Origin of the sequence: Cobetia sp. 29-18-1 (genome assembly GCF_029846405.1) — a bacterium.
GTDB lineage: Bacteria > Pseudomonadota > Gammaproteobacteria > Pseudomonadales > Halomonadaceae > Cobetia > Cobetia amphilecti.
This window is the reverse complement of record NZ_JARWKS010000011.1, coordinates 76,056-98,997: the sequence shown is the minus strand read 5'-3', so window position 1 is coordinate 98,997 and position 22,942 is coordinate 76,056. Positions and strand designations below refer to the sequence as shown.

Below are 22,942 nucleotides of genomic sequence, written 5' to 3'. Positions count from 1 at the left end.
AAGTTGATGATGGATTCCTGTGGCAGCGTTTCACGCCAGATGTTGCGCCGGCTCATGCGGGGACTGCTGGTGGCGTCGCTGGTCAGTGGTATGCCGCTTGCGGCGGTTCAGGCGGAGGAGTCGCCGAATGCTGCAGCGTCTTCGAGTGACGAGCAGGCGCCCCGGGCGCAAGTGATTGCCGACCCGGCGACACCCTCTCTGCCGCCTGCCGCCAAGGCCAACAACAGCATCTTTCGCTGCGTGCAGTCGGGGGTGCCCACCTGGCAGCAGCAGCCTTGCCAGCAGGGTGATACCCCCGTCACGCTGGATGATTCGCTGACGGTGGTGCCCGCCGCTGACGTGATAGAAGAGACTTCAGGCGAAGACCCGACCGCACAGCGTCTGGCGCGTGAGAAGGAGCGTGCCCTGGCCGCACGTGAGGAGAGTCAGCGCCAGTACCGCATTCGTTCAGCGCTGGATGATGGCTATCTGGTGCAGGGCATGAGTGAGGCACAGGCCATCTCGTTGCTGGGCAAGCCCAGTGATATCAGTGAGACGATTGCCGATGACACGTCCTGCCGTCTATTGAACTGGTGGGAAGATATCCGCGTGCAGTTCTGCAACGATGAAGCCGTGTCCATCACGGCCAATCAGCTGGACTGAGTGACTTGCGGTCAGCGCCATCAAGGCAAGGGCCGGTACGAGCTGAGGCGCTCGCACCGGCCCTGTTCGTGCTGTCCGACTCGTACAGCCCGCGTCAGCGCCATGACGATGAGCGGGGTTTTCTGGCCGCAAGCCTGCTTGCCAAGAAATTGCTAATATAAGGCATGATCTAGCGTAGAACCCGGCTTTTCCATGTTCGATGTTGCGAAATGGCGACGACCGGGTGGTGAAGTTGCCACATTACCGAGTTTATCGAACAGTGTTAGATTACTCTCCGAACGCAGCGGCAAGCCCCTCAAGTGTCATCCAGGGGCATGGCTGACTGGCCGACGAGCCAGGCTGCAACACTATTCGGTGAGGAGAACACGCATGAACAAGTCCATCCTGATTGGCGCGATCGTGGCTGCACTGGGCATTGGCGGTGGAGTGGCGATCGGCAGCTATACGGCCAGCAACTCAGGCCCTGAATATGCCGATATCGTGGCGGTGGATGCCGTGACGGAAACCGTGACCACTCCGCGCGAGGTCTGTCACAACGAGACCGTGACGCATCAGGCACCCAGCAAGGACACCCACAATGTCGTCGGCACGGCCGTCGGCGCGATCGTCGGCGGTGTGGTGGGCAATCAGTTTGGCGGTGGCAATGGCAAGAAGGTGCTGACAGCCGCGGGCGCCGTGGGTGGCGGTTATGCCGGCAACCAGATCCAGGGTCAGATGAAGAAGGGCGACACCTACACCACGACCGAACAGCGCTGCGAAACGGTGCAGGACGCGTCAGACAAGGTGGTCGGCTACGACGTCAAGGTCGACATGGGTGACGAGACCCGCACCGTGCGTCTCGAGGACAAGCCGGACGTGAAGCGTTTCGAGATCCGTGACGGTGAGCTGGTACTGCCCCAGCAAGGCTGAGGCCAGCTAGCCGCCAGACAAGAAGACCCCCGACGGATTCCGTCGGGGGTCTTCTTTTTTTTGGACATCCCGCTTTCTGGACATCCAGCTTTCTGGTTATCCAGCCGTGCTCTTTTCTATCAGACCGTCAGGTCGTCAGCTGGCATCCGCCGTGGAGGGCAATGCCTTGGCGATCTCGCGTGCCAACTGCTCGCCGGTCACACGCCAGCCTTCGCCCAGGCTATTGACCAGCGCCGGATAGCCGTCATCGGTCAGGGGAGTCAGCGTCTGGATGTTGCCTTCCTCCAGCACGCTGCCATCCACGCCGCGCAGGCGCCAGCGACCGGTGATGACGGACTGGCCATCATGGCGGCCGATGAAGCGATCCAGGCTTACGCTCAGGCGTGCTCCCTTGAGGCCGCTCAGGCTGGTGTCCGCGATACGGTACTGGCTCAGCGGTTGGGCGGGGCTGGCCTTGAGCTGCGTCAGCAGCTGGCGGGTCAGCATGTCCTGCAGGTCATCGGCCCACAGGTTCTGGCTGGCCTGTACCAGCGTGATGTCGTCCGTCTGATAGACCAGACTGCCGCCTTCCAGGTAGCTGGCCAGTTGCACCGGCATCACTTCCAGCAGGGGCGCATCGGCGGCAACACTGCGCTGGGCGGCGGCCTGTGTCGTTTGCGGCAGCAGGTAGGCGCCACCGGTGGCGGCAGTCGTGCAGCCCGCCAGTGTGCCGAGCATCAGCAAGCCTGCCATCAGGCCGCCGAAGCGGCCCTGGCGCGACGTTGAAGTGCGCGGTGAGGCAGACGCGCTGCACGCTTGCGGCATGGTGGCTGTGCGGGTCGAGAGACTCATGGCTGTCGTCATCATTGGGCCCTTGGAATCGGATCGCGAGTGGTCGGCTTGTCGAAGATCAGGCTGGAGGGGTTCTTCTCCAGCGTGTCGAGCAGCGGTTCCGCCTTCTTGAGCACGCGGTCCAGTCGTTCGAGATCGCCTTCCAGCTTGCGGTAGGCGGAAGAATCCGGTGTCAGGCCATCCAGGGTGCGATTGAGGTTGTCGATGCTGGTGCTGATGTCGCCCGGCAGCTTCTGTACCGCCTCGGAACCCAGCAGGCTATCGACATGACCGGCCGTCTTGTCGAGGCGCTTGACCAGACTCTCGGAGGCCGACAGCGTCTTGTTCAGGTTGCTCAGTACCGGCTCGACATCGAGTGCATTGAGCTTGTCGAGCAGGGCATTGAGCTTGGCTTCCATCTGCGCCAGGCCTCCCGAGACGCTCGGCATGACCTCGATATCATCGAAGGTATCGGCCTTGTAGGGCGGCGGGTTGTCATAGAAGTCGAGATCGACGAACAGGGCGCCGGTCAGCAGGTTGCCGGATTTCAGCGTCGCGCGCATGCCGCGCTTGAAGAGGCGCTCGAGACGCTTCTTCCACTGGGCCACGCCTTCATCATCCACTTGCCCCTCGAGGCGTTCGGGCTCGATGCGAATCAGCACCGGAATCTCGAAGCTCGACAGCGTCCGCACGCGCTGGTGGGTAAGGCGATAGGGCACGCTGACCACGGTGCCGAGACGGACGCCGCGGAATTCCACCGGCGCGCCGCGCGACAGGCCACGCACGGTATCGTCGACCATGATCACGTAGTCGATGGCCTGGTGGAAGCTGCCTTCACGGGCCTCTTCCTGGTCGGAATACAGCGTGAAGGAGGTGTTCTCGACCACCGGACGGCCACGCGGCAGGTCTTCGGGAATGCCGAAGGCCACCCCTCCGCTCAGTACGCTTTCCAGTGACCCGACATCGACCTGCAGGCCCTGGGAATCCAGGCGCAGGCTGACCCCGCTGGTGGACCAGAAGCGCGTGGTGGAGGTCACCAGCTCATGGTAGGGCGAGTCGATATACAGGGTGTAGTGCATTTCCTTCTCGCTGGGGCGGAACTCGCTGGATTCCACGCGCCCGACCACGAAGCCCTCGTAGGTGACGGGGTCGCCATCCGACAGCACGCTGCCATCGTTGCTGGTGAGGTCGATGCGCAGTCCCTTGGCGTCCTGCGTCGTCACCGGCGGTTGCTCCAGCGCCACGAAGTGGTCCTCCTCATCGCGGCTGTCGCCGGGCTGAAGCTGGATATAGGCCCCCGACAGCACGGTGTTGAGGCCACTGATGCCCTCACGACCGATGCGCGGCTTCACGACCCAGAGTCGCGAGTCGGCATTGAGCATGCGCTCGCTGTCCTTGGACATGCGCGCGGTGACGATGGTCTTGTCGAGATTGTCCGACAGACGCACGGATTCGACCTTGCCGACCTCGACATTCCGGGTCTTGATCAGTGTCTTGCCCGCCTCGATGCCTTCCGCCGTCTCCATTTCGATCGTGATCAGCGGGCCACGGCTGGCGTAGTTGTGCCACACCATCCAGGCGCCGATCAGCAGGGCCACGATCGGGACAATCCAGATCGGCGAAAGGCGGCGTCGACTTTCACGACGTGCGCGAGAATCATCACTCATAAGTCATCCTGTGAGGCGGCAGCGGAAGGGGGATTGCGGGAGGCATTCAGGGTCGTGAATGGCGTCGTGAACGGAGGCGTGGCCTGCGAGGACGCGGCAAGAGATGCGGAGCCCGTCAGCGGCGTCAGCGGCAGATCACCGAACAGCGTGTTCGCCATCATCGTCTTCTCCGTCTCGGTGTCCCAGACAAGGCGTGGGTCGAAGCTCAACGCCGACAGCATCGTCAGCACCACCACGCAGGCAAAGGACAGCGCCGCGGGCCCCGGGTGGACCGACATCAGCGCGCCCAGCTGGATCAACGCGGCCAGCAGCGCCACCACGAAGACATCGACCATCGACCATCGCCCGACATATTCGGTGATGCGGTACAGGGTCACCCGCGCTCGAGCATGTTGCACCTCGGGGCGCTGGGCGCTGATGCACAGCCAGGCGATGGCGATCATCTTCGAGGCCGGCACCAGGATGCTGGCGATGAAGATGACCATCGCGATGGGCCAGTCACCATGTGACCAGAGCACCACGATGCCACCGGCAATCGTCTGCGGGTCATTCTCCCCGAGACTGACCGTGGTCATGATCGGGAAGAGATTGGCGGGGATGTACAGAATCGCCGCCGCGATCAGCCACGCCCAGGTACGCTGCAGGCTCTGCGTCTTGCGCTGATGGACAGGGTCGCCACAGCGGCGGCAGTGGGTGTGCGCCTCCCGTTTGCCGCAGGCGTTGATCAGGCCGCAGCTATGGCAACTGGCCAGTCCCTGCAAGGCGGCGCCGATGCCCGGCAACGTCCCGTTGGGGGCGGCTGGCTCGCCCGCCAGCGCGAACCACATGCGATCCCCATCGATGCTGGCCAGCGTCTTGGTCATCAGCAGGGCGAAGGCGCAGAACGCCCAGAAGGAAGGGCCGAAGCTGATATCGGCCATGCCGGCGATCTTGACCAGGCTCACCATCACGCCGACCAGAAACACATCCGCCATCATCCACGGGCGCAGGTGGCTCAGGGTGCGCGCAATGCCGCGAATGCCCGGCAAGGGCAGTTTCAGCCCGATGGCTGCATGGGTGTAGATGACGCCCAGCAGGTAGAGCGCCGGCAGCATCACGATGGTCAGGATCAGCAGCACGGCCAGGGAAGGATAGGACTCGGCCGTCAGGGCGGCTGGCGTATCGATCAGGCTGAGGCTCGCCGAGATGCCACTGGTGGCAAAGGCGATGAACTCGAAGGGCAGCGTCAGCACCAGCATCACCAGGCACGCCATCGCCAGTGCCAAGGTGCGTTGCACGGCATGGGCGTGGCGCTGGGCGAACAGATGATCGCAGCGCGGGCAGCGGGCGCGCTCGCCGGCCTTGAGCGCCGGCAGGGCCACGACGAGATCGCAGCACTCGCAGGCACGCATCCGCCGCCGTGACACGCCTGACGTGACAGGCGCGAACACCTGCGGCGGATCACGGGTTTCAAAGGTACGCCGGGTGTAGCGGCGCAGGGCAGCAAGGGGACGAGGCATGTCGCTCCAGCGGGATCGGGTGGTGTATCGCCGTGCCGCGCGTGTTCGGGGCATGCGCAGAGGCGTTGTCAGTCGCGGCTTGACCACGCCTGTGGTTGCGCTCTTGGGGAAGCGCTCTCGGGGATGCGCCGTCAGTGGCCTGGCCCCATGCACACGCGGACCTGCGAAGGTATAGGAGCTGTAGGAGCACCAGGCCTGCGCAGGCAAACAGTGTTCGATAGTAGCATGATGCCGCAAAAGGCTGATGGCACTCAATGCTTGCCGCGTGAGCGCGCCTTTTTTTGCCAGCCTGCAAACAGGCACGCCGCCCGGAGAGGGCGGCGTGCAGGGCCGTCACGCAATGTGACAGCAATGAGGCTTCTGTCGTGATCAGAGATCAGACAAGGTCATCCTCCTGGCGGGCCGCTTCGTGGGCTCGCTTGAGGTCCTTCGGCTCACCGAAGAGGCGGCGCACGACCACATAGCAGACCGGCACCAGGAAGATCGCCAGCACCGTGGCCGAGATCATCCCGCCGATCACGCCGTTGCCGATGGCGTGACGGCTGGCGGCACCCGCACCCGTCGAGATGGCCAGTGGCACGGCACCCAGGGTGAAGGCCAGCGAGGTCATCAGGATCGGGCGCAGACGCATGCGCACGGCTTCCATGGTGGCATCGATCAGCGAGCGACCTTGCACTTCAAGGTCCTTGGCGAACTCGACGATCAGGATCGCGTTCTTGGCCGAGAGCCCGATGGTCGTCACCAGGCCGACCTGGAAGTAGACGTCATTGTCGAGTCCGCGCATCCAGGTGGCGAGCAGGGCACCCAGCACCCCCAGCGGTACCACCAGCATGACGGAGAACGGAATGCTCCAGCTCTCATACAGCGCGGCCAGACACAGGAAGACGAAGACCAGCGAGATGGCATACAGATACGGTGCCATGCCGCCACTCTGGGATTCCTGCAGCGAGATGCCGGTCCATTCCAGCGCGACGCCATTGTTGAGCTGGCTGACCATCTCTTCCATGGCCTGCATGGCCTCACCGGTGGAGTAACCCGGTGCCGCCTGTCCCAGCAGTTCCATCGAGGAGACGCCGTTGTAGCGTTCCAGCTGCGGCGACCCGTAGGTCCACTCGCCGTTGATGAAGGCACTCAGCGGCACCATCTCGCCGGAGGTGTTGCGTACGTACCACTTCTTGAGGTCTTCCGGCTGCATGCGGGCACTGGCTTCCGCCTGCACATAGACCTTCTTGGTACGACCGTTGTCGAGGAAGTCATTGACGTAGGTCGAGCCCCACGCCGTGGAAAGCGTCGAGTAGACCTCTGACAGCGAGACACCCATCGCCGTCGCCTTGAGTTCATCGATATTGAGCGTGAACTGCGGGCTGTCTTCCAGACCATTGGGGCGCAGGCCGGTCACGGCCGGATTCTGGCCCGCCATGCCCAGCAGCTGGTTGCGCGCGTCGGTCAGTGCCTTGTGGCCGATGCCGCCACGGTCGACCAGCATCATGTCGAAGCCGCTGGCGTTGCCCAGTTCCATGATCGGCGGCGGGTTGATGGCGAAGACCAGGGCTTCCTTCAAGGTGCCGAAGTAGCTCTGTGCTTCACTGACCACGCTGAAGGAATCGCGCTCGCGCTCATCCCACGGCTTCAGGTTGATGAAGGCCAGGCCCATGTTCTGACCGCGACCGGCGAAGCTGAAGCCGGCGACGTCGAACATTTCCTGAACCGCATCTTCCTGATCGACCAGGAAGTGATGCTCGACCTTTTCCAGCGTCTCGAGCGTCTGTTCCTGAGTGGAGCCCACCGGCAGGATGACCTGGTTGAACAGATAGCCCTGATCCTCATCCGGCAGGAAGCCGGTCGAGATGCGCGTGAATACCACGCCACAGCCGACGACGATCAATGCATAGACCAGCATCGAGCGCCCGGTGCGCTTGAGCATGCCGCCAACACCTTTCTGGTAGCGCGCGTTGGAGCGATCGAAGACCCGGTTGAAGAGGCCGAAGAAGCCGGTGGTCTTCTCCTTGGTCGGCTTGAGCAGGGTGGCGCACAGGGCCGGCGTCAGGATCAACGCCACCAGTACGGACAGCGTCATCGCCGAGACGATGGTCACCGAGAACTGACGGAAGATCGCGCCGGTGGTGCCGGGGAAGAAGGCCATCGGAATGAACACGGATGACAGCACCAGGCCGATACCCACCAGTGCGCCGGTGATCTGGCCCATCGACTTGCGAGTCGCTTCCAGTGGCGAGAGCTTCTCTTCGTGCATGACGCGTTCGACGTTTTCGACCACCACGATCGCATCGTCGACCAATAGCCCGATGGCGAGCACCATGGCGAACATCGTCAGGGTATTGATGGAGAAGCCCAGCACTTCCAGCACCCCGAAGGTGCCCAGCAGCACGACCGGCACCGCGATGGTCGGAATCAGGGTGGCGCGGAAGTTCTGCAGGAACAGCAGCATCACCAGGAAGACCAGTGCCACGGCTTCCAGCAGTGTCATCACCACTTCTTCGATGGAGATCTTGACGAAGGGTGAGGTGTCGTATGGGACCTTGAAGCTCATGCCCGGCGGGAAGTAGGCGGACAGCTCATCGAGGCGGTCCTTGACGGCCTGGACAGTGTCCAGCGCGTTGGCGCCCGAGGCCAGCTTGATCCCCAGGCCAGCAGCAGGCTTGCCGTTGTAGCGGCTGACGGTGCTGTAGGTTTCGGCGCCTTTCTCGGCGCGACCGACGTCACGCAGATAGACCTGAGAGCCATCTTCCTGGGTCTTGAGCAGGATGTTGCCGAACTGCTCCGGCGTTTCAAACAGGGTCTGCGCCACGATGGTGGCGTTGAGCTGCTGGCCTTCTTCCGCTGGCAGATTGCCCAGCTGGCCCGAGGCGATCTGGTTGTTCTGCGTGCTGATGGCCGTGGTGACGTCGCTGGTGGTCAGCTTGAAGTTGTTGAGCTTCTGCGGGTCGAGCCAGACACGCATGGCCCCCGGCGCGCCGAACAGCTGGGTCTCGCCGACGCCCTGAACACGCGCGACCTCATCCTGGATGTCGGAGGCGACATAGTCGGTCAATTGCTGCTTGGTCATGCTGCCATCGTCAGAGACGAAGGCCGCGACCATCAGGAAGCTGCCGGAGGACTTGGTGACTGAAACACCCTGGTTCTGAACGGATTGTGGCAGGCGCGGAGTGGCCAGCTGCAGCTTGTTCTGTACCTGAACCTGGGCGATGTCGGGGTCGGTGCCGGTGTCAAAGCTCAGCTCGATGCTGGCGTTGCCCTGGGAGTCCGAGGTCGAGCTCATGTACAGCAGATTGTCGATGCCGTTCATCTGCTGCTCGATGACCTGGGTCACCGTGTCTTCCACCGTCTGGGCGGAGGCACCGGAGTAGGTAGCCTGAATGGTGATGCTGGTAGGGGCCAGCGAGGGGTACTGCTCGATCGGTAGCTTGAGGATACTGAAGATACCCCCCAGCATCACGATGATGGCGAGCACCCAGGCAAAGATAGGGCGATCGATGAAAAATCTGGCCATGACGTTTGAGGCTCCTGGAACGTCGTTCGGGACGGTCGCCAGTCACACGAGAAGCGTCTCTCGTCTGACTGGCGACAGTGGCGCGAAAAGCGGGGGCAGGCTTACTGGCTATCGCCGGTCTTGGCCTGTTCACTTTCCGAGGAGTCGCTGCTGGCAGCAGTCCGCGACTGAGATGCGGCGTTCTGGTCAGTGCCTGTCTCGTCCGAGGCGATCTCGACCGTGGCACCCGGCTTGATCTTCTGCAGACCGCTGACGATGACCTTGTCATTGCTGTCGAGGCCGCTGGTCACCAGCCACTGATTGTCGATGGCCTGACCGATCACGACCTGCTTGGCCTCGACCTTGTTCTCGGCATTGACCGTCATCACGCTGGCCTGGCCCGTGCTGTCACGGCTCACGGCTTTCTGCGGAATCAGGATGGCATCCTTGGCGACGGCTTCGGTCAGACGGGCACGCACGAACATGCCCGGCAGCAGCAGCTCATCTTCATTGGGGAACAGTGCGCGCAGCGTGACCATGCCGGTCCCCTGGTCGACAGTGACATCCGCGAACTGCAGCTTGCCCTTGGCGCCATAGACGCTGCCGTCTTCCATCACCAGCTCGACTTCCGTCTGGACCGGGGCGGTGGCGGCATCGCGATTCTCGCCCAGCTCACGCTTGAGGCGCAGCACTTCGGTGGCGGACTGGGTCAGGTCGACATAGATGGGGTCCAGCTGCTGGACGGTGGCCAGACTGGTTTCCTGACTGGCCGTGACCAGTGCGCCCTTGGTGACGCTGGACTTGCCGATACGACCACTGATCGGTGAGGTGACCTTGGTGTAATCCAGGTTGATCTGCGCGCTGGATACCGCGGCCTTGGCCGAGGCGACATCGGCACGGTCTTCGCCGACGGTGGCCACGGCATCGTCATAATCCTGCTGGCTGACCATCTTGCGTGCGACGAGGTTCTTGTAGCGCTTGGCTTTGAGGCTCGAGGTGTTGAGGCTCGCCTCGGCGCGCGCCAGGCTCGCCTTGGCGCTCTCGACATCGGCGCGATAGGTGCGCGAATCGATGTGATAGAGCACCTGACCTTCCTCGACGTCACTGCCTTCGGTGAAGTCGCGCGATTCGATGATGCCGCCGACCTGCGGACGCACTTCCGCGATCTGATAGGCACGCGTGCGGCCCGGAAGTTCGGTGGTGAGCGGTACCTCCTGGGCAGTGACGGTGACGACATCGACCTGAGCGGCCTGGCTGGCGCCTGCGGCGGAGCCTTGGCCAGCCTCCTCCTTGTCGCCGCTACAGCCGGCCAGCAGGGCACCGACCAGCAGCAGGCTTGCCGGAAGCAGGCCGAGGCGGCGGGCATTGAAAGCCAATGGGTGTCTCTGCAAGCGGGATTGACTGGGGGAAGTCGGGGCCATGGAGCGTCCTTTACGAAATTCAGGGGCTGAAGTGCGTCACTATCGCCACATTGTGACTCACCGCAGGCGCGGCAGGTCAAAGCAACGATGTCATGATGAGGAATATATTTAGCCCGCTATTCTATCGGAATGGCGAGGCGACTGTATGGTTGTTTTGTGCAGTTATTGCGCACCCTGTTGCAACAGATTGTTGCCACGTGAGCAGCATTCTGAACCTCATGGAGGGGATGCAAGACAATGCAATTCGCTTGCCATGCCCGCAGGCGTGCGCATGCCTCGCCTCACGCAAGGTGCGTGCACAAGTCAGGTGAGGCCAGGGCAGTGATGGTGCACCAATATGCGTAAATTCTGAATAAGTTATCAGATCGAAGTGTCTGAATGATGAACTCCCCGGCCCTGTACGCGAATGCATGTCGTCAGCACATGACGGATCAGCGGATCAGCGGATCAGCGGATCAGCGTGAGGTCGGGAGAGCGGGAAAGCGGGAGGGTGAAAGAGCGGAAGCGCTGAGGGGGTGAGGGGCTGAAGCGCTGATGGGATGAAGCGCAGGGCGACCTCTTGAGTCATCTGGCGGGAGCAGCGCAACCGCAAGAGGACGCGGCAGGGGCGGGTGCCCAGGGGCGGAACGCCGTGAATTGTGCCACCAGCGGGGCAAGGCTTGCGCGGTCCTCCGGCAGCTGTGGTTGGCGCAGCAGACGCAGGCGCGGGCGATCAGCGAAGGCCTCCTCCAGTCTGGCGGCCCAGTGTTGCTGCTGTTCTCGCCAGGTCGCGACCCAGTCATCCAACGACTCGTGGGGCGTTGAGGGGGAACCGCCAGCCCCTTGCGCGGCGGGCTCCGGCAGGCATTGATTGATGATCAGGCCGCCGACGGCCAGACCATGGGCTTCCAGCGCCTCTCGTGTTCGAGTTGTCTCCAGACACGGCAGCTTCTCTGGCGTGCTGACCAGAATCACGCGCGCCCGGCGGGTATCGCTCAAGCGCTGACGCAATGCTGCGTAGCGCGTACGGCGTTGCTCCAGCGCCTCGCTGATCGGGTCTTCCGGCGCTTCTTCGCCTGGCGTCTCTGACGCCTGCTGACTGTCCAGCCACAGGCTGCGTTCGGCGACGGCGCGCCTGCGCTGGCCCAGCATGCCCTCCAGCCAGCCGCCCAGCACTTCGGGCAGACTCAGCAGGCGAATGGTGTGCCCGCTGGGGGCCGTATCGAACAGGATATGGCGATAGTGTGGGGCTTCATCTTCCAGCGGGGCTGGCGGAGTCAGGATGATCTCCACCAGCGCATCGAAGAGTGCCGCTTCACTGGTGCCGGGGGCGTGGCGTGACAGCTCGAGCTGGCGCATCACGGTGGCACTGCGCTCGCCACTTACCAGGGGGACGATCCGCTGGCGGACCGCCTCCAGGTAGCGGTCGCATTCCCGCTCGGGGTCCAGTTCCATCACGTCGAGGCGCGGCGCGATGTTGCAGGGCTTGCCACCGATCGCACCGAACAGGTCGCCGAGATTGTGCGCGGGGTCTGTCGACACCAGCAGGGTCGCTTCGCCTTTCTCCGCCAGTGCCAGCGCCTGGGCCGCCGCGCAGCTGGTCTTGCCGACACCGCCCTTGCCACCGAAGAACCAGATCTCGGGGTGCTTGGATATCCCGGCTTGCTCCGGTGCTTGGCCAGACTGGTGAGCGTGAGCCTCGTAAGTCTCGTGAGCCTCGTAAGTCTCGTGAGCCGCTGACGGCTGAGTGCCTGACCAGACAGCCGTATCTTTCGCCGTGCGGGATGCTGCGCGTTTCCAGAGCCTGCTCAACAGCACTTGATGCCCTCCAGCGGTGAATGCTCAAGCCCCTGACGCAGGTGCCAGTCATGCATGCGTTCCAGCATCAGCGGCAGCATCTCCAGCGAGACGGCCGGCGCCGGATTGGGGATGCCCATCAGCTCCGCGAAGCTCATCATCATGAAGATGTCCTCCTCCTCACGGGCAAGCTGCGCCAGATCGCGCTGCTGGTTGACGCGCAGCATGGCCTCCCAGCCATCCCGCAGCTGAATGGCGCCTGTCAGCAGGCGCCGTGTCAGACCCGGCAGGCGGGGTGATGACGCCAACCGGGTATCGTCATCAGCTCTCATGAGCGCTCACCCGGGCGGGAGACTTCAGGCTGCGGCTGGCCTCGAGCAGGATCCACAGCGCAAACACCATGATCAGGCTGCCGAAGGTGAACAACAGCCATTGCGGATCGTTGCTGCCCATGCCCGACCAATCCAGCACCACCTGCTGCACCATCGCCCACAGCGTCATGATCATCAAGAAGACCATCGGGGCCAGGGTATAGATGACTGGGCGGCCCTGACGCTTGAGCCACACCGACACCAGCATCAGCGAGATGCCCGCCAGCAGCTGATTGCTGGTGCCGAACAAAGGCCACAGCAGGTAGCCGCCGGAACCGAAACCCTTGGGTCCCTGCGGCAGGATGACCAGTGCGGCACTGGCGATGACGGCGATGCTGGTGGCGACATGCTTGTGGCTGAGCACCGGCATGCCGTATTCGCTGCCCAGTTCCGCGATGATGTAGCGCATCAGGCGCACGGCGGAGTCCAGCGTCGTTGCCGCGAAGCTGACCACGATGACCGCGACCAGCGTACTGCCGACGTTGGCGGGCAGGCCGAGGTGCGAGATCAGCTGACCGGACCCCTGAACGAAGCTCGAGAGGCCATTGGCACCCGCCGCGGCGAAGCTTGAATAGGTCGCGGTGAAGTCGGCCTGGGTTGCGAACAGGGTCGCCACCGCGATGATGGAAATCAGCGCCAGCATGCCTTCGCCCAGCGCACCGGAGTAACCGATCAGGCGCGCATCCGGTTCATGGGACAGCTGTTTGGAGGTGGTGCCGGAGGCGACCAGACCGTGGAAGCCCGAGATGGCGCCGCAGGCAATGGTGATGAACAGCAGCGGGTAGAAGGACATCTCGGCATCGGCGTTGAAGGCCGGCGCCGTCAGCTGCGGGCCACCTACGGCCAGTCCCAGATACAGCAGTACCAGCCCGACCACCAGCTGGTGAGAGTTGATGGTGTCGCGTGGCTGCAGCAGTTTCCAGACCGGCAATACCGAGGCGATGTAGACATAGCTCATCAGCGCGATGATCCATACTAGGAAGGCGCTGGAGATGGGCGAAAGGCCGAACAACAAGCTGCCATCCTCGCCACCGGCCATGGCGGTAAAGGCACCGGCCAGATCGATCTGCAGGAACTCGAACTGACCCGCCAGCAGGGCGGCGGCATACATCACCATCAGCGCGAGCAGCGAGGGGATCAACATCTTGCCGCCACGACGATAGACGCGATGGCCGATCCATACCGCCAGCGGAATCTGGATCAGCACCGACAGCACGCTGGCCGGGAAGTTGATGAACAGATTGGCGATCACCCAGGCGAACACCGCGTTCAGCATCAGGACCAGGATCAGGATGATGAACAGAAACAGCAGCTTGGCACGCTTGCCGATCAGCTTGTCCGCCAAGGTGCCCACCGACTGGCCGCGATGACGTGCCGACAGCGTCAAGGTGCCGAAATCATGCACGCCTGCCGCGAACAGACTGCCCAGTACGACCCACAGCACGGCCGGCAGCCAGCCCCAGTAGACGGCGATCGCCGGACCGACAATGGGGGCTGCGCCCGCCACCGAGGTGAAATGGTGGCCCCACAGCACCCAGCGATTGGTCGGCAGGTAGTCGGTGTCATCGCGCAGCGCGTGGGCTGGTGTCACGAAATTCGGGTCGAGGCGGAAGATGCGTTCGGCCAGAAAGCGGGAATAGAAGCGATAGCCGATGGCGAAGGCAACGCAGCCGAACAGGGCAAGCCAGATGGCGTTCATGGCAGATTCCGAGGGGCGTGGTGATGGATTGAGTAGGGCGTGCTGGCGTGTGCCGGTTGTCAGCTCGACATGCCGCTGTCGAGCGCACGCCGAGCAAGACCTTCCGTCAGGGATTTCAAGCAAGACTTTCAACACACTGGTGCCGATCGGCGTGACGCTAACATCGATAAATGCGCATATAACTTCGCCATTGGTCGCCCCGCCGCGCGCCAGCATGTCGCCAGCCGACTTCATGGCAATGACTCAATCGCCGCCTTCCTGCGTGGACTGAACGCAGAAGCGCGCCGCTGCCTTGTGCTCAGGCGGCATCACGCGCGGGGTAGCCGTTTTTGCCTCGCTCTGCCTTGCGACCAAGGAGTATCAGTGGGTTGATCCACGCGACCTTGTGTTCCGCCAAGCTCTTCTATACTCGAAGCAAGTCGGAGCACGGGGAGCCGCTCAGCGCCGTCATCTGGGTGAGGCTCTCGATAACAATGACAAGGAGGCGCCGATGTCATGGATCGCGGAATGCCTTTCCCGTGTCACCAGGCCAATGCGTCTGCGCTTGCGACGTACAGTGAAGACCCTGTCACTGACGACCCTGACACTGACAGTCCTTTCCCCTTCGGTGCTGGCAGTCGAATACAACATGCCGGTCGGGGTCACCGCGGTCAGCCGCGAGATCCACTCGCTGCACATGATCATCTTCTGGATCTGTGTGGTCATCGGCATCGTGGTGTTCGGTGTGATGGGCTACGCGATGATCAAGCACCGCAAGTCACGCGGTGCGGTATCGGCAAGCTTTCATGAAAATACCCGTATCGAGATTCTGTGGACCGCCATCCCGCTGTTGATCCTGGTGGTGATGGCGGTGCCTGCCACCGCCACGCTCAAGGACATGTACGACGCCTCCGAGTCGGCGCTGGACGTGAAGATCACCGGCCATCAATGGCGCTGGCAGTACGAGTATCTGGGCGAGGATGTCGCCTTCACCTCAAGCCTCGCGACCCCGCGCGAGCAGATCAACAACACCGCCGCCAAGGGCGAGCATTACCTGCTGGAAGTCGACAACCCACTGGTGTTGCCCATCAATCGCAAGGTGCGCTTCCTGACCACCTCCGCCGATGTCATCCACTCCTGGTGGGTGCCGGACTTCGGCGTCAAGAAAGACGCCATCCCCGGCTTCATCAATGAGGCCTGGACGCGTATCGAGACCCCCGGCACCTATCGTGGCCAGTGCACCGAGCTGTGCGGCAAGGACCACGGCTTCATGCCGGTGGTGGTCGAGGCGTTGCCGGAGGCCGAGTTCGATGAGTGGCTGATCGCGCGCAAGGCCGAAGCCGAGGCCGCGCTCAACGATGCCGGTCGTGACTGGAGTCTCGAGGAGCTGATGGAGAAGGGCGAGAAGACCTACGCCACCATCTGCGCCTCCTGCCACCAGCCGGATGGCCAGGGCATGCCGCCGGCGTTCCCCTCGCTGGTGGGCAGCGCCATCGTCACCCAGGACATGCAGGCGCACATCGATATCGTGGTCAACGGCAAGGCGGGCACCCCCATGGCGGCCTTCGCCGATGTGCTGAGTCCGGTCGAGCTGGCGGCTGTCATCACCTATGAGCGCAACGCCTGGGGCAATGATACCGGCGAGCTGGTGCAGCCAGCCGTCATCAAGGAACAGCTGTCTCAATAGCGTGCAAGCGACGCATTCAGGAGGCGTGTCATGGCCAGTGAACAGCCACGCAAGGCGGTACTTCAGGCCAGCGAGAGCGAGGGGGCCACCGCAGGCGGCGCTCATGTGGGCGAGGGCCACGGCAGCGCGCCGCGCGGCATGCTGCGCTGGCTGCTGACCACCAATCACAAGGATATCGGCACCCTCTATCTGATCTTCTCGCTGAGCATGCTGTTCATCGGCGGCATCATGGCGCTGGTGATCCGCACCGAGCTGTTCCAGCCCGGCCTGCAGATGGTGCAGCCGGAGTTCTTCAACCAGATGACCACCATGCACGGGCTGATCATGGTGTTCGGCGCCATCATGCCGGCCTTCACCGGGCTGGCCAACTGGATGATTCCGCTGCAGATCGGCGCGCCCGACATGGCGCTGCCGCGCCTCAACAACTTCAGCTTCTGGCTGTTGCCGGTCGCCTTCCTGTTGCTGCTTTCCACCCTGCTGATGGAGGGCGGTGGCCCCAATTTCGGCTGGACCTTCTACGCGCCGCTGTCCACCACCTATGCGCCGCCTTCGACCAGCTTCTTCATCTTCTCGCTGCACATCGCCGGCATCAGCTCGATTCTCGGCGCCATCAACATCATCGCCACCATCCTCAATCTGCGTGCCCCGGGCATGCGCCTGATGGACATGCCGCTGTTCGTCTGGACCTGGCTGATCACCGCCTTCCTGCTGATCGCGGTGATGCCGGTGCTGGCGGGCGCCATCACCATGATGCTGTTCGACATCAACTTCGGCACCAGCTACTTCAATGCCGCCGGTGGCGGCGACCCGGTGCTGTTCCAGCATCTGTTCTGGTTCTTCGGGCATCCCGAGGTCTACATCATGATCCTGCCGGCCTTCGGCATCGTGTCCGCCATCGTGCCGACCTTCTCGCGCAAGCGGCTGTTCGGTTACGCCTCGATGGTCTACGCCACCGGCTCCATCGCGATCATGTCCTTCCTGGTCTGGGCGCATCACATGTTCGCCGTCGGCCTGCCACTGGTGGCGGAACTGTTCTTCATGTACACGACGATGCTGATCGCGGTGCCGACCGGCGTGAAGGTCTTCAACTGGATCGCCACCATGTTCCGCGGCTCCATCAGCTTCGAGCCCCCGATGCTGTTTGCGATCGCCTTCATCGTCCAGTTCACCATCGGCGGCTTCTCGGGCCTGATGCTGGCCATCGCCCCGGCGGATTTCCAGTACCACGACACCTACTTCGTGGTGGCGCATTTCCACTATGTGCTGGTGCCCGGCGCGCTGTTCGCGATTCTCGCCGGAGCCTACTACTGGCTGCCCAAGTGGACCGGCTTCTATCCCCATGAAGGGCTCTCGAAGTGGCATTTCTGGCTGTCGGTCATCGGCGTCAACCTGACCTTCTTCCCGATGCACTTCTCGGGGCTGGCCGGCATGCCGCGCCGCATCCCGGATTACGCGCTGCAATTCGCCGACTTCAACATGCTGTCCAGCATCGGCGCCTTCCTGTTCGGTATCTCGCAGCTGCTGTTCCTGGTCGTGATCGTCAAGTGCGCGCGCGGCGGTGTCAGGGCGCCGGCGTGTGCCTGGGAGGGGGCGGTGGACCTGGAGTGGAGCGTGCCGAGCCCGGCGCCGCTGCATACCTTCGAGATTCCTCCGCAGACCCGCGATGGCCAGATCATCCGCTGAGCGATGGACAGCGGCCAGGAGAGTGACATGCCCTCACGCGATCACGCAGCACAGCAACAGGCAGTGGCACGCACCGTGCGGCGCACGCTGCTGGCGCTGGTCGCGATGCTGGGCTTCGCCTTCGCGCTGGTGCCGCTCTATGACGTCTTCTGCAATCTCACCGGCCTGAATGGCAAGGCCGCCAGTCAGGCCAGGGCCGCGGTGGCCATGGAGATCGACGAGAGCCGCTGGGTCTCGGTGCGCTTCATCACCCAGCAGGGGCAGGGCCTGCCGTGGACACTCGAGGCGTTGGATGAGCAGTTCCGCATCCACCCCGGTGGCCAGTACAGCGCGCGCTTCGTGTTCACCAATCACGCCGATTACCCGGTGCGTGGCCGCGCGGTCCCCAGTGTCAGTCCTGCCGAGGGCTCACTGCATCTGCGCAAGATCATGTGCTTCTGCTTCCAGGAGCAGACGCTGGCAGCAGGCGAGCGGCGCGAGCTGCCGCTGGTCTTTCAGGTCGACCCTGACCTTCCGGAGGGCATTCGTGATCTGACCCTGGCGTACACGCTCTATCCGGTCATGACGCCGTCATCCGCGGGGGACGATGGTGCAGAGCATTCTGCAGGAGGTGAAACATGAGCAGTGGCAGCTATTACGTCCCGGCCCACAGTGCCTGGCCCATCTTCGGCGTGCTGGCGGTGGGCGGCATGATGATCGGTACCGGAATCTGGATGGTACACGGCAGCGCCGCCTGGTTGTCAGGCATCGGTCTGCTGGCCGTTGTGCTGGTGATGGCGGGCTGGTTTCGGGATGTGGTGCGCGAGTCGATGGGCGGCCTCTACGATGACCAGATGGACCGCTCGTTCCGCTGGGGCATGGCCTGGTTCATCTTTTCGGAATTGATGTTCTTCGCGGCCTTCTTCGGGGCGCTGTTCTATCTGCGAACCTTCGCGCTGCCCTGGCTCGATGGTGAGGGCGCCAAGGGGGTGACGGCGTTGCTGTGGCCGGACTTCACCGCCAGCTGGCCCCTGATGACGCCGCCGGATGCCAGCATCGCCGGGCCCAGAGAGCTGCTGTCGCCCTGGCAGCTGCCGCTGGCCAACACGCTGTTGCTGGTCAGTTCCAGCGTCACGCTGACGGTGGCGCATGAAGCGCTGAAGATGGAGTTTAGGCGCACGGCACGCAACTGGCTGGCGGGCACCGTGGTGCTGGGGCTGTGCTTTCTGACCCTGCAGGGCATCGAATACTACGAGGCCTGGCACCACCTGGGGCTGACGCTGCAGGCGGGGGTCTATGGCGGCACCTTCTTCCTGCTGACCGGTTTTCATGGTCTGCACGTCACCATCGGCACCCTGATTCTGATCGTGATGCTGGTGCGCGTGATACGCGGCCACTTCTCGAGTGAACGTCACTTCGCCTTCGAAGCGGCTGCCTGGTACTGGCACTTCGTCGATGCGGTATGGATCGGTCTGTTCCTGTTCGTCTATGTGTTCTGACAGCACGCGGCGTGATGTCAGTCCAGCATTCCGGTGGAGAAGCCAATGACCAGCAGAATCACCAGACACACTGCCAGGCCAACCCGCCATTTGAGAGAGGTCAGCAGGCGTCGACTGCGGCTGCCATCGCGCAGCAGAAAACCGGCACCGGCGACCAGGCTTGCCAGCATGCCGATAAAGACCAGTGCGATCAGCGATTTGAGCAGCATGTCACCTCCCGGGGCGCAGACAGTGGCGGGTGAGCACAGCGCGGCACTCGCTTGTGACAGTCGAGCTCATCCGGCAGACAAGCGCAAGTCAGCGCCAGCGGCGCAGGTGTCATCCACAGCGGCGCAGGCGTCTTCAACGGCGGCGACGCAGGAGCGCCAGGTCGGACGCGGCTGGTGGCTGTTCTGGGGATGCCTGATCGTGCTCGGCCTGTGTCTGTGCAGCTGGCAGGTGATGCGTGGCCAGGCGCGTGCCCAGCATCTGGAGGATACCGCCAGCGCGCCGGAGCTGGTGATGCCGACGGCGCCACCCGCCAGTGCCAGCCTGATCGAGCTGCGCGGCGAATGGCTCGCGGAGCACAGCCTGCTGCTGGACAACCGCACGCTGGACAAGCGCCATGGCGTGGCGGTGCTCACGCCCTTCCGAACGCTGGATGGCCGCTGGTGGCTGGTGGAGCGTGGCTTCGTGGCATCGCCGGCACCCCGCAGCGACCCGGAGTTCACGACCCCGACAGGCTCCGGGGTGATCAGTGGTCGCTGGCAGTGGTTGAACGGTCAGGGCAACAGCGGTGGCCCACTGTTCGGCCCCAATCGCGAGGGGCAGCGCCTGCAGCAGGTCGATCTGAGCGCCTGGCAGGCGCTGGGCACACCGGCCTTTGCGGGTGTCTTGCACCAGACGAGCGGGGAGGGGCGATACCTGCCCTGGTGGCAGCCGAGCAACATGACGCCCGAGCGCCACTACGCCTATGCGCTGCAGTGGCTGGGGCTCAGCCTGGGAGCGGCGGTGGTCATGATTCTGGGTGCGCGCCGTCAACGTCAGTCCGCGCTGCGTCAGCGCCAGGCCTAGCGCCCGGTGCTTGTGTCTTGAGTCTGTTGTCCGCACACCCGGGCAAGCAGGGAAGCCGTCGTCAGGAGGAGAGCGATGACACACGTGATGCGACAGCGTCTGAAACTCGTGGCCTTGCTGGGGCTGTTGTCCGCCCCGCTGCCCTTGGCGTGGGCCATGCTGAGCGCACAGGTCGGGATCCCCGAGGGGCGGGTGGCAAACGGTGCCCTGTTGCCAAAGGTCAAGCCGCTCACGGACTGGTCGCTCGACTACCTCGTGACAGAAAACGCCACTGACAACGTCACCGAAAACGCCACAGGAAACGCGACTGACGGCGCTGTTGGCGCGAAGGAGGCCCCTGGCATGCCGCCGCTGGCCGCCCGAGGCGCGGATGAGCAGCGTTTCTGGCTCAGCTGGCCGGAGCCGAACCAGCCGCAGCTGGCCGCGGCGCAGGCCGAGCGCTGGTGGCGCCTGCATCGCGCGCTTGGCAAGGAGGCGCCACGCCTGGGCCGCCTGGTGGTGGCTGAAAAGACCTTTGTGCATCCCCATGTGCCGGGCGAGCAACGGGCGCTCGGGCGCTGGCCGGCGCCGAACGATGCCACTTCCGCATCGCACCGGTTGCGCCTGATCGACCCTCACGGACAGGTCGTGGTTGCCTATGGGCCCGAGATCACCCCGCAGGCCGTGATGAAGGATGTGCGCCGGCTGCTCAAGCGTAATCCGGTCGCGCCTCGCTAGGTCGGACCTCGCCAGGTCGCGCCTCGATAGTTAGCGCCTAGCCAGGCCGGGCCTCTCCAGACCACGCCTCGCCAGGCCGCGCGTGATCTTCTTTCGCTTCACCAGGGAGATATGCCATGTCTCGCCTCGCCAGACAGAAGCGCTATCCACCGCGGGCCTGCGCCGTCTCGCGGGCTCGCCAACGAGGGGCGGCGTTGCTGCCTCGCCCGCCATTTCTGCGCCACGCCACCACGGATGAAGCCTCAGCTGCGCAGGCCTTCTCGATGGCGACGCCTGAGCTGACGTCTGATCTGGTGCATGGCCCTGTCTCACGGCAGGCGGCGAGCCGACGGGTGACGGCACGCCTGTGGCACAGCAGTCAGCGACTGGTTGCCAGCATGCTGGGACTTGTCATTCTGGTGATCGGGCTGGGAGCCTGGACGCGGCTGGTGGACGCCGGTCTGGGGTGCCCCGACTGGCCGGGCTGTTATGGCGCTCTGGTCGTGCCGGATGCCCAGACGGCGAGTCTGCATAGCCCGCATCATCCGCTTGAAGGCTACAAGGCGTGGGCGGAGATGATCCATCGCTATGCGGCGAGTCTGCTCGGGCTTGCGGCAATCGCTTTGCTCGCGCTGGGCTGGCGGATACGCCGTCGGGAGGCTCACCAGCCGCAGGCCTTCGAGGGTGGCAGCGGCGAGGCAAAGGTGACTGATCACTGGGGTGCGGAGGTGCACACTCGTTTTCCCCTGGCCGGCTGCTGGCTGTTGTTGGGCATGCTGTTGGTCCAGGGTGCGTTCGGGGCCTTTACCGTGACGCTGAAGCTGTGGCCGCAGGTGGTGACGCTGCATCTGCTGGGCGGTCTGAGCGTATTGAGCCTGCTGCTGTTGCTGTGGCTATCACTCAGACGGCGGGCGGCGCACCTCAAGGTGACGGCTGAGCAACACAAGGCGGGCGCTTATGCAGCGCACATCCGGCGTCAGCCCTGGCTGGCCACTCTGGCCGCGGCTCTGCTGCTGGGGCAGCTGGCCCTGGGGGGCTGGACCTCGAGCAATTATGCCGGGCTTGCCTGTGAAGGTTTCCCGACCTGCAATGGTGCCGCATGGCCGGCGATGGACTGGGGAGAGGGCTTCCACCTGACCCAGGATGTCGGCCCCAGTTATCTGCACGGGCAGCTGCATGGTGAGGCGCGCACGGCCATCCACATGGCGCACCGTGGCGGGGCCGTGCTGCTGGGGGCGGTGCTGTTGGCGCTGTATTGGCGCCAGCGCCGCTACTTGCCGGCGCGGACGCCATCGCCTCACAACCCCTGGCGCTGGGCGCTGGGGTGTTGGCTGGTGCAGGCAGGCTTGGGGGTCGCCAATGTGCTGTGGTGGTTGCCGCTGGATCTGGCGCTGGCGCATACCCTGGGGGCCGTCGCGCTGACGCTGGCGATGGTGTGGGCGATGGATCAGATGCGCCAGGCGGCTCGCCACAAGCGGGCATCCGTCTCGCAGGCGCTGGCCTGATGAGAAGCAGATGGTGGGCAGCAGTTAGGCGGAAGGTAGGCAAGAAGGTGGGCAAGACGGTAAGCATAAGAGAGACACCCAAGCGCGCGTGATCGCGCTTACCAGACCGCAAGAGGCCGCTCATGAGAGCGGCCTCTTGCGGTCTGCGTCGTATCAGCCGGTATCCTGTCAGGCCGCGCTGCCGAAGCGCTCCTGCAGGTAGGCATTGATGGTGTCGGATTCGTACATCCACTCTTCGCGCCCATCGTCATGGGTGATCAGCAGGCACGGCACCTTGACGCGACCGCCACCCTGTTCGAGGGCCTGGCGGTGAGTGGCGTTGTGCTGGGTGTCGCGCTGCTCGACGTTCAGGTTCAGTTGATGCATGCGCTTGCGCACCTTGATGCAGAACGGGCAGGTCGAGAACTGATACAGCGCCAGTTTGGCCGTCTCGGCGTCCACCTCGGCCTGCTGGGCGGGGCTGCGCTCGAGCGCGCTGCCGCGGGTCAGCTTCTCGCTGAGCAGCATGAAGGGAGCCAGCACCAGACGCAGGGTGCGGAAGAACAGGCGGATGATGGAGCGCATGGCAGAACCTCATGGG

The 22,942-nt window shown here is 63.9% G+C and carries 19 protein-coding genes; 9 read left to right on the top strand and 10 right to left on the bottom strand.

The window, feature by feature from the left end:
* Nucleotides 1-6 precede the first annotated feature (6 nt).
* Both QD208_RS10535 and QD208_RS10530 read left to right on the top strand, forming a co-directional pair.
* The gene (locus QD208_RS10535) at nucleotides 7-642 is read left to right on the top strand and encodes a hypothetical protein (RefSeq protein ID WP_279836763.1); all 636 of its coding nucleotides are present in this window, start codon (nucleotides 7-9) and stop codon (nucleotides 640-642) included.
* A gap of 369 nt (nucleotides 643-1,011) precedes the next feature.
* Entirely contained in the window at nucleotides 1,012-1,551 is a 540-nt protein-coding gene (locus QD208_RS10530; protein WP_043331847.1) for a glycine zipper 2TM domain-containing protein, read from the top strand.
* Between the two features lie 135 nt (nucleotides 1,552-1,686).
* On the opposite strand, the gene QD208_RS10525 is transcribed toward QD208_RS10530, so the two are convergent.
* The 8 genes from QD208_RS10525 to QD208_RS10490 form a co-directional block, all read right to left on the bottom strand.
* A complete protein-coding gene (locus tag QD208_RS10525) occupies nucleotides 1,687-2,382 on the bottom strand; it encodes an ABC-type transport auxiliary lipoprotein family protein (protein ID WP_279836762.1) in 696 nt (231 codons plus the stop codon).
* 11 nt (nucleotides 2,383-2,393) lie between these two features.
* Nucleotides 2,394-4,028: an intermembrane transport protein PqiB gene (gene pqiB, locus QD208_RS10520; protein ID WP_054554969.1), complete on the bottom strand. Its 1,635-nt coding sequence runs from the start codon at nucleotides 4,026-4,028 to the stop codon at nucleotides 2,394-2,396.
* Entirely contained in the window at nucleotides 4,025-5,527 is a 1,503-nt protein-coding gene (locus QD208_RS10515; protein WP_279836761.1) for a paraquat-inducible protein A, read from the bottom strand. Before QD208_RS10515 ends, pqiB begins: the two co-directional genes overlap by 4 nt.
* 376 nt (nucleotides 5,528-5,903) lie before the next feature.
* Entirely contained in the window at nucleotides 5,904-9,035 is a 3,132-nt protein-coding gene (locus tag QD208_RS10510) for an efflux RND transporter permease subunit (protein ID WP_215824022.1), read from the bottom strand.
* 101 nt (nucleotides 9,036-9,136) lie between these two features.
* Nucleotides 9,137-10,435 (bottom strand): efflux RND transporter periplasmic adaptor subunit, encoded by a 1,299-nt coding sequence (locus tag QD208_RS10505; protein WP_279836760.1) that lies wholly within the window; start codon nucleotides 10,433-10,435, stop codon nucleotides 9,137-9,139.
* Nucleotides 10,436-10,999: 564 nt separating this feature from the next.
* Nucleotides 11,000-12,232: an ArsA family ATPase gene (locus QD208_RS10500; protein WP_279836759.1), complete on the bottom strand. Its 1,233-nt coding sequence runs from the start codon at nucleotides 12,230-12,232 to the stop codon at nucleotides 11,000-11,002.
* Nucleotides 12,223-12,543: a cory-CC-star protein gene (locus QD208_RS10495; protein WP_279836758.1), complete on the bottom strand. Its 321-nt coding sequence runs from the start codon at nucleotides 12,541-12,543 to the stop codon at nucleotides 12,223-12,225. Before QD208_RS10495 ends, QD208_RS10500 begins: the two co-directional genes overlap by 10 nt.
* On the bottom strand, nucleotides 12,533-14,281 hold the full coding sequence (locus QD208_RS10490; RefSeq protein WP_279836757.1) for a carbon starvation protein A: 1,749 nt from the start codon (nucleotides 14,279-14,281) through the stop codon (nucleotides 12,533-12,535). The genes QD208_RS10495 and QD208_RS10490 overlap by 11 nt, the downstream gene beginning before the upstream one ends.
* Nucleotides 14,282-14,771: 490 nt before the next feature.
* Here QD208_RS10490 and coxB point away from each other — a divergent pair, with 490 nt between their 5' ends.
* From coxB to QD208_RS10470, 4 genes are read left to right on the top strand one after another with little or no spacing between them, the layout of a single operon-like run.
* Nucleotides 14,772-15,947, top strand: a complete 1,176-nt coding sequence (gene coxB / locus QD208_RS10485) for a cytochrome c oxidase subunit II (RefSeq protein ID WP_279836756.1) — start codon at nucleotides 14,772-14,774, stop codon at nucleotides 15,945-15,947.
* A gap of 30 nt (nucleotides 15,948-15,977) precedes the next feature.
* Nucleotides 15,978-17,630, top strand: coding sequence for a cytochrome c oxidase subunit I (gene ctaD / locus QD208_RS10480; RefSeq protein ID WP_107335293.1), 1,653 nt, complete (start codon nucleotides 15,978-15,980; stop codon nucleotides 17,628-17,630).
* A gap of 27 nt (nucleotides 17,631-17,657) precedes the next feature.
* The gene (locus QD208_RS10475; RefSeq protein WP_215824027.1) at nucleotides 17,658-18,251 is read left to right on the top strand and encodes a cytochrome c oxidase assembly protein; all 594 of its coding nucleotides are present in this window, start codon (nucleotides 17,658-17,660) and stop codon (nucleotides 18,249-18,251) included.
* Nucleotides 18,248-19,108 carry a cytochrome c oxidase subunit 3 gene (locus QD208_RS10470; RefSeq protein WP_131431479.1) on the top strand — a complete coding sequence of 287 codons (861 nt, stop codon included), beginning with the start codon at nucleotides 18,248-18,250 and terminating at the stop codon, nucleotides 19,106-19,108. The genes QD208_RS10475 and QD208_RS10470 overlap by 4 nt, the downstream gene beginning before the upstream one ends.
* A 17-nt stretch (nucleotides 19,109-19,125) precedes the next feature.
* On the opposite strand, the gene QD208_RS10465 is transcribed toward QD208_RS10470, so the two are convergent.
* Complete coding sequence (locus tag QD208_RS10465; RefSeq protein WP_043337068.1) at nucleotides 19,126-19,317, bottom strand: DUF2909 domain-containing protein; 192 nt, start codon at nucleotides 19,315-19,317, stop codon at nucleotides 19,126-19,128.
* A gap of 106 nt (nucleotides 19,318-19,423) precedes the next feature.
* Here QD208_RS10465 and QD208_RS10460 point away from each other — a divergent pair, with 106 nt between their 5' ends.
* The 3 genes from QD208_RS10460 to QD208_RS10450 all read left to right on the top strand — a co-directional run bounded on the left by QD208_RS10460 (nucleotide 19,424) and on the right by QD208_RS10450 (nucleotide 22,362).
* Entirely contained in the window at nucleotides 19,424-20,161 is a 738-nt protein-coding gene (locus tag QD208_RS10460) for an SURF1 family protein (RefSeq protein ID WP_279836755.1), read from the top strand.
* A gap of 75 nt (nucleotides 20,162-20,236) precedes the next feature.
* Nucleotides 20,237-20,878, top strand: coding sequence for a hypothetical protein (locus QD208_RS10455; RefSeq protein ID WP_279836754.1), 642 nt, complete (start codon nucleotides 20,237-20,239; stop codon nucleotides 20,876-20,878).
* A gap of 377 nt (nucleotides 20,879-21,255) precedes the next feature.
* Nucleotides 21,256-22,362 carry a COX15/CtaA family protein gene (locus tag QD208_RS10450; protein WP_347881997.1) on the top strand — a complete coding sequence of 369 codons (1,107 nt, stop codon included), beginning with the start codon at nucleotides 21,256-21,258 and terminating at the stop codon, nucleotides 22,360-22,362.
* Between the two features lie 168 nt (nucleotides 22,363-22,530).
* On the opposite strand, the gene QD208_RS10445 is transcribed toward QD208_RS10450, so the two are convergent.
* Entirely contained in the window at nucleotides 22,531-22,926 is a 396-nt protein-coding gene (locus QD208_RS10445) for a glutathione S-transferase N-terminal domain-containing protein (RefSeq protein ID WP_043337063.1), read from the bottom strand.
* Between the last annotated feature and the right edge of the window lie 16 nt (nucleotides 22,927-22,942).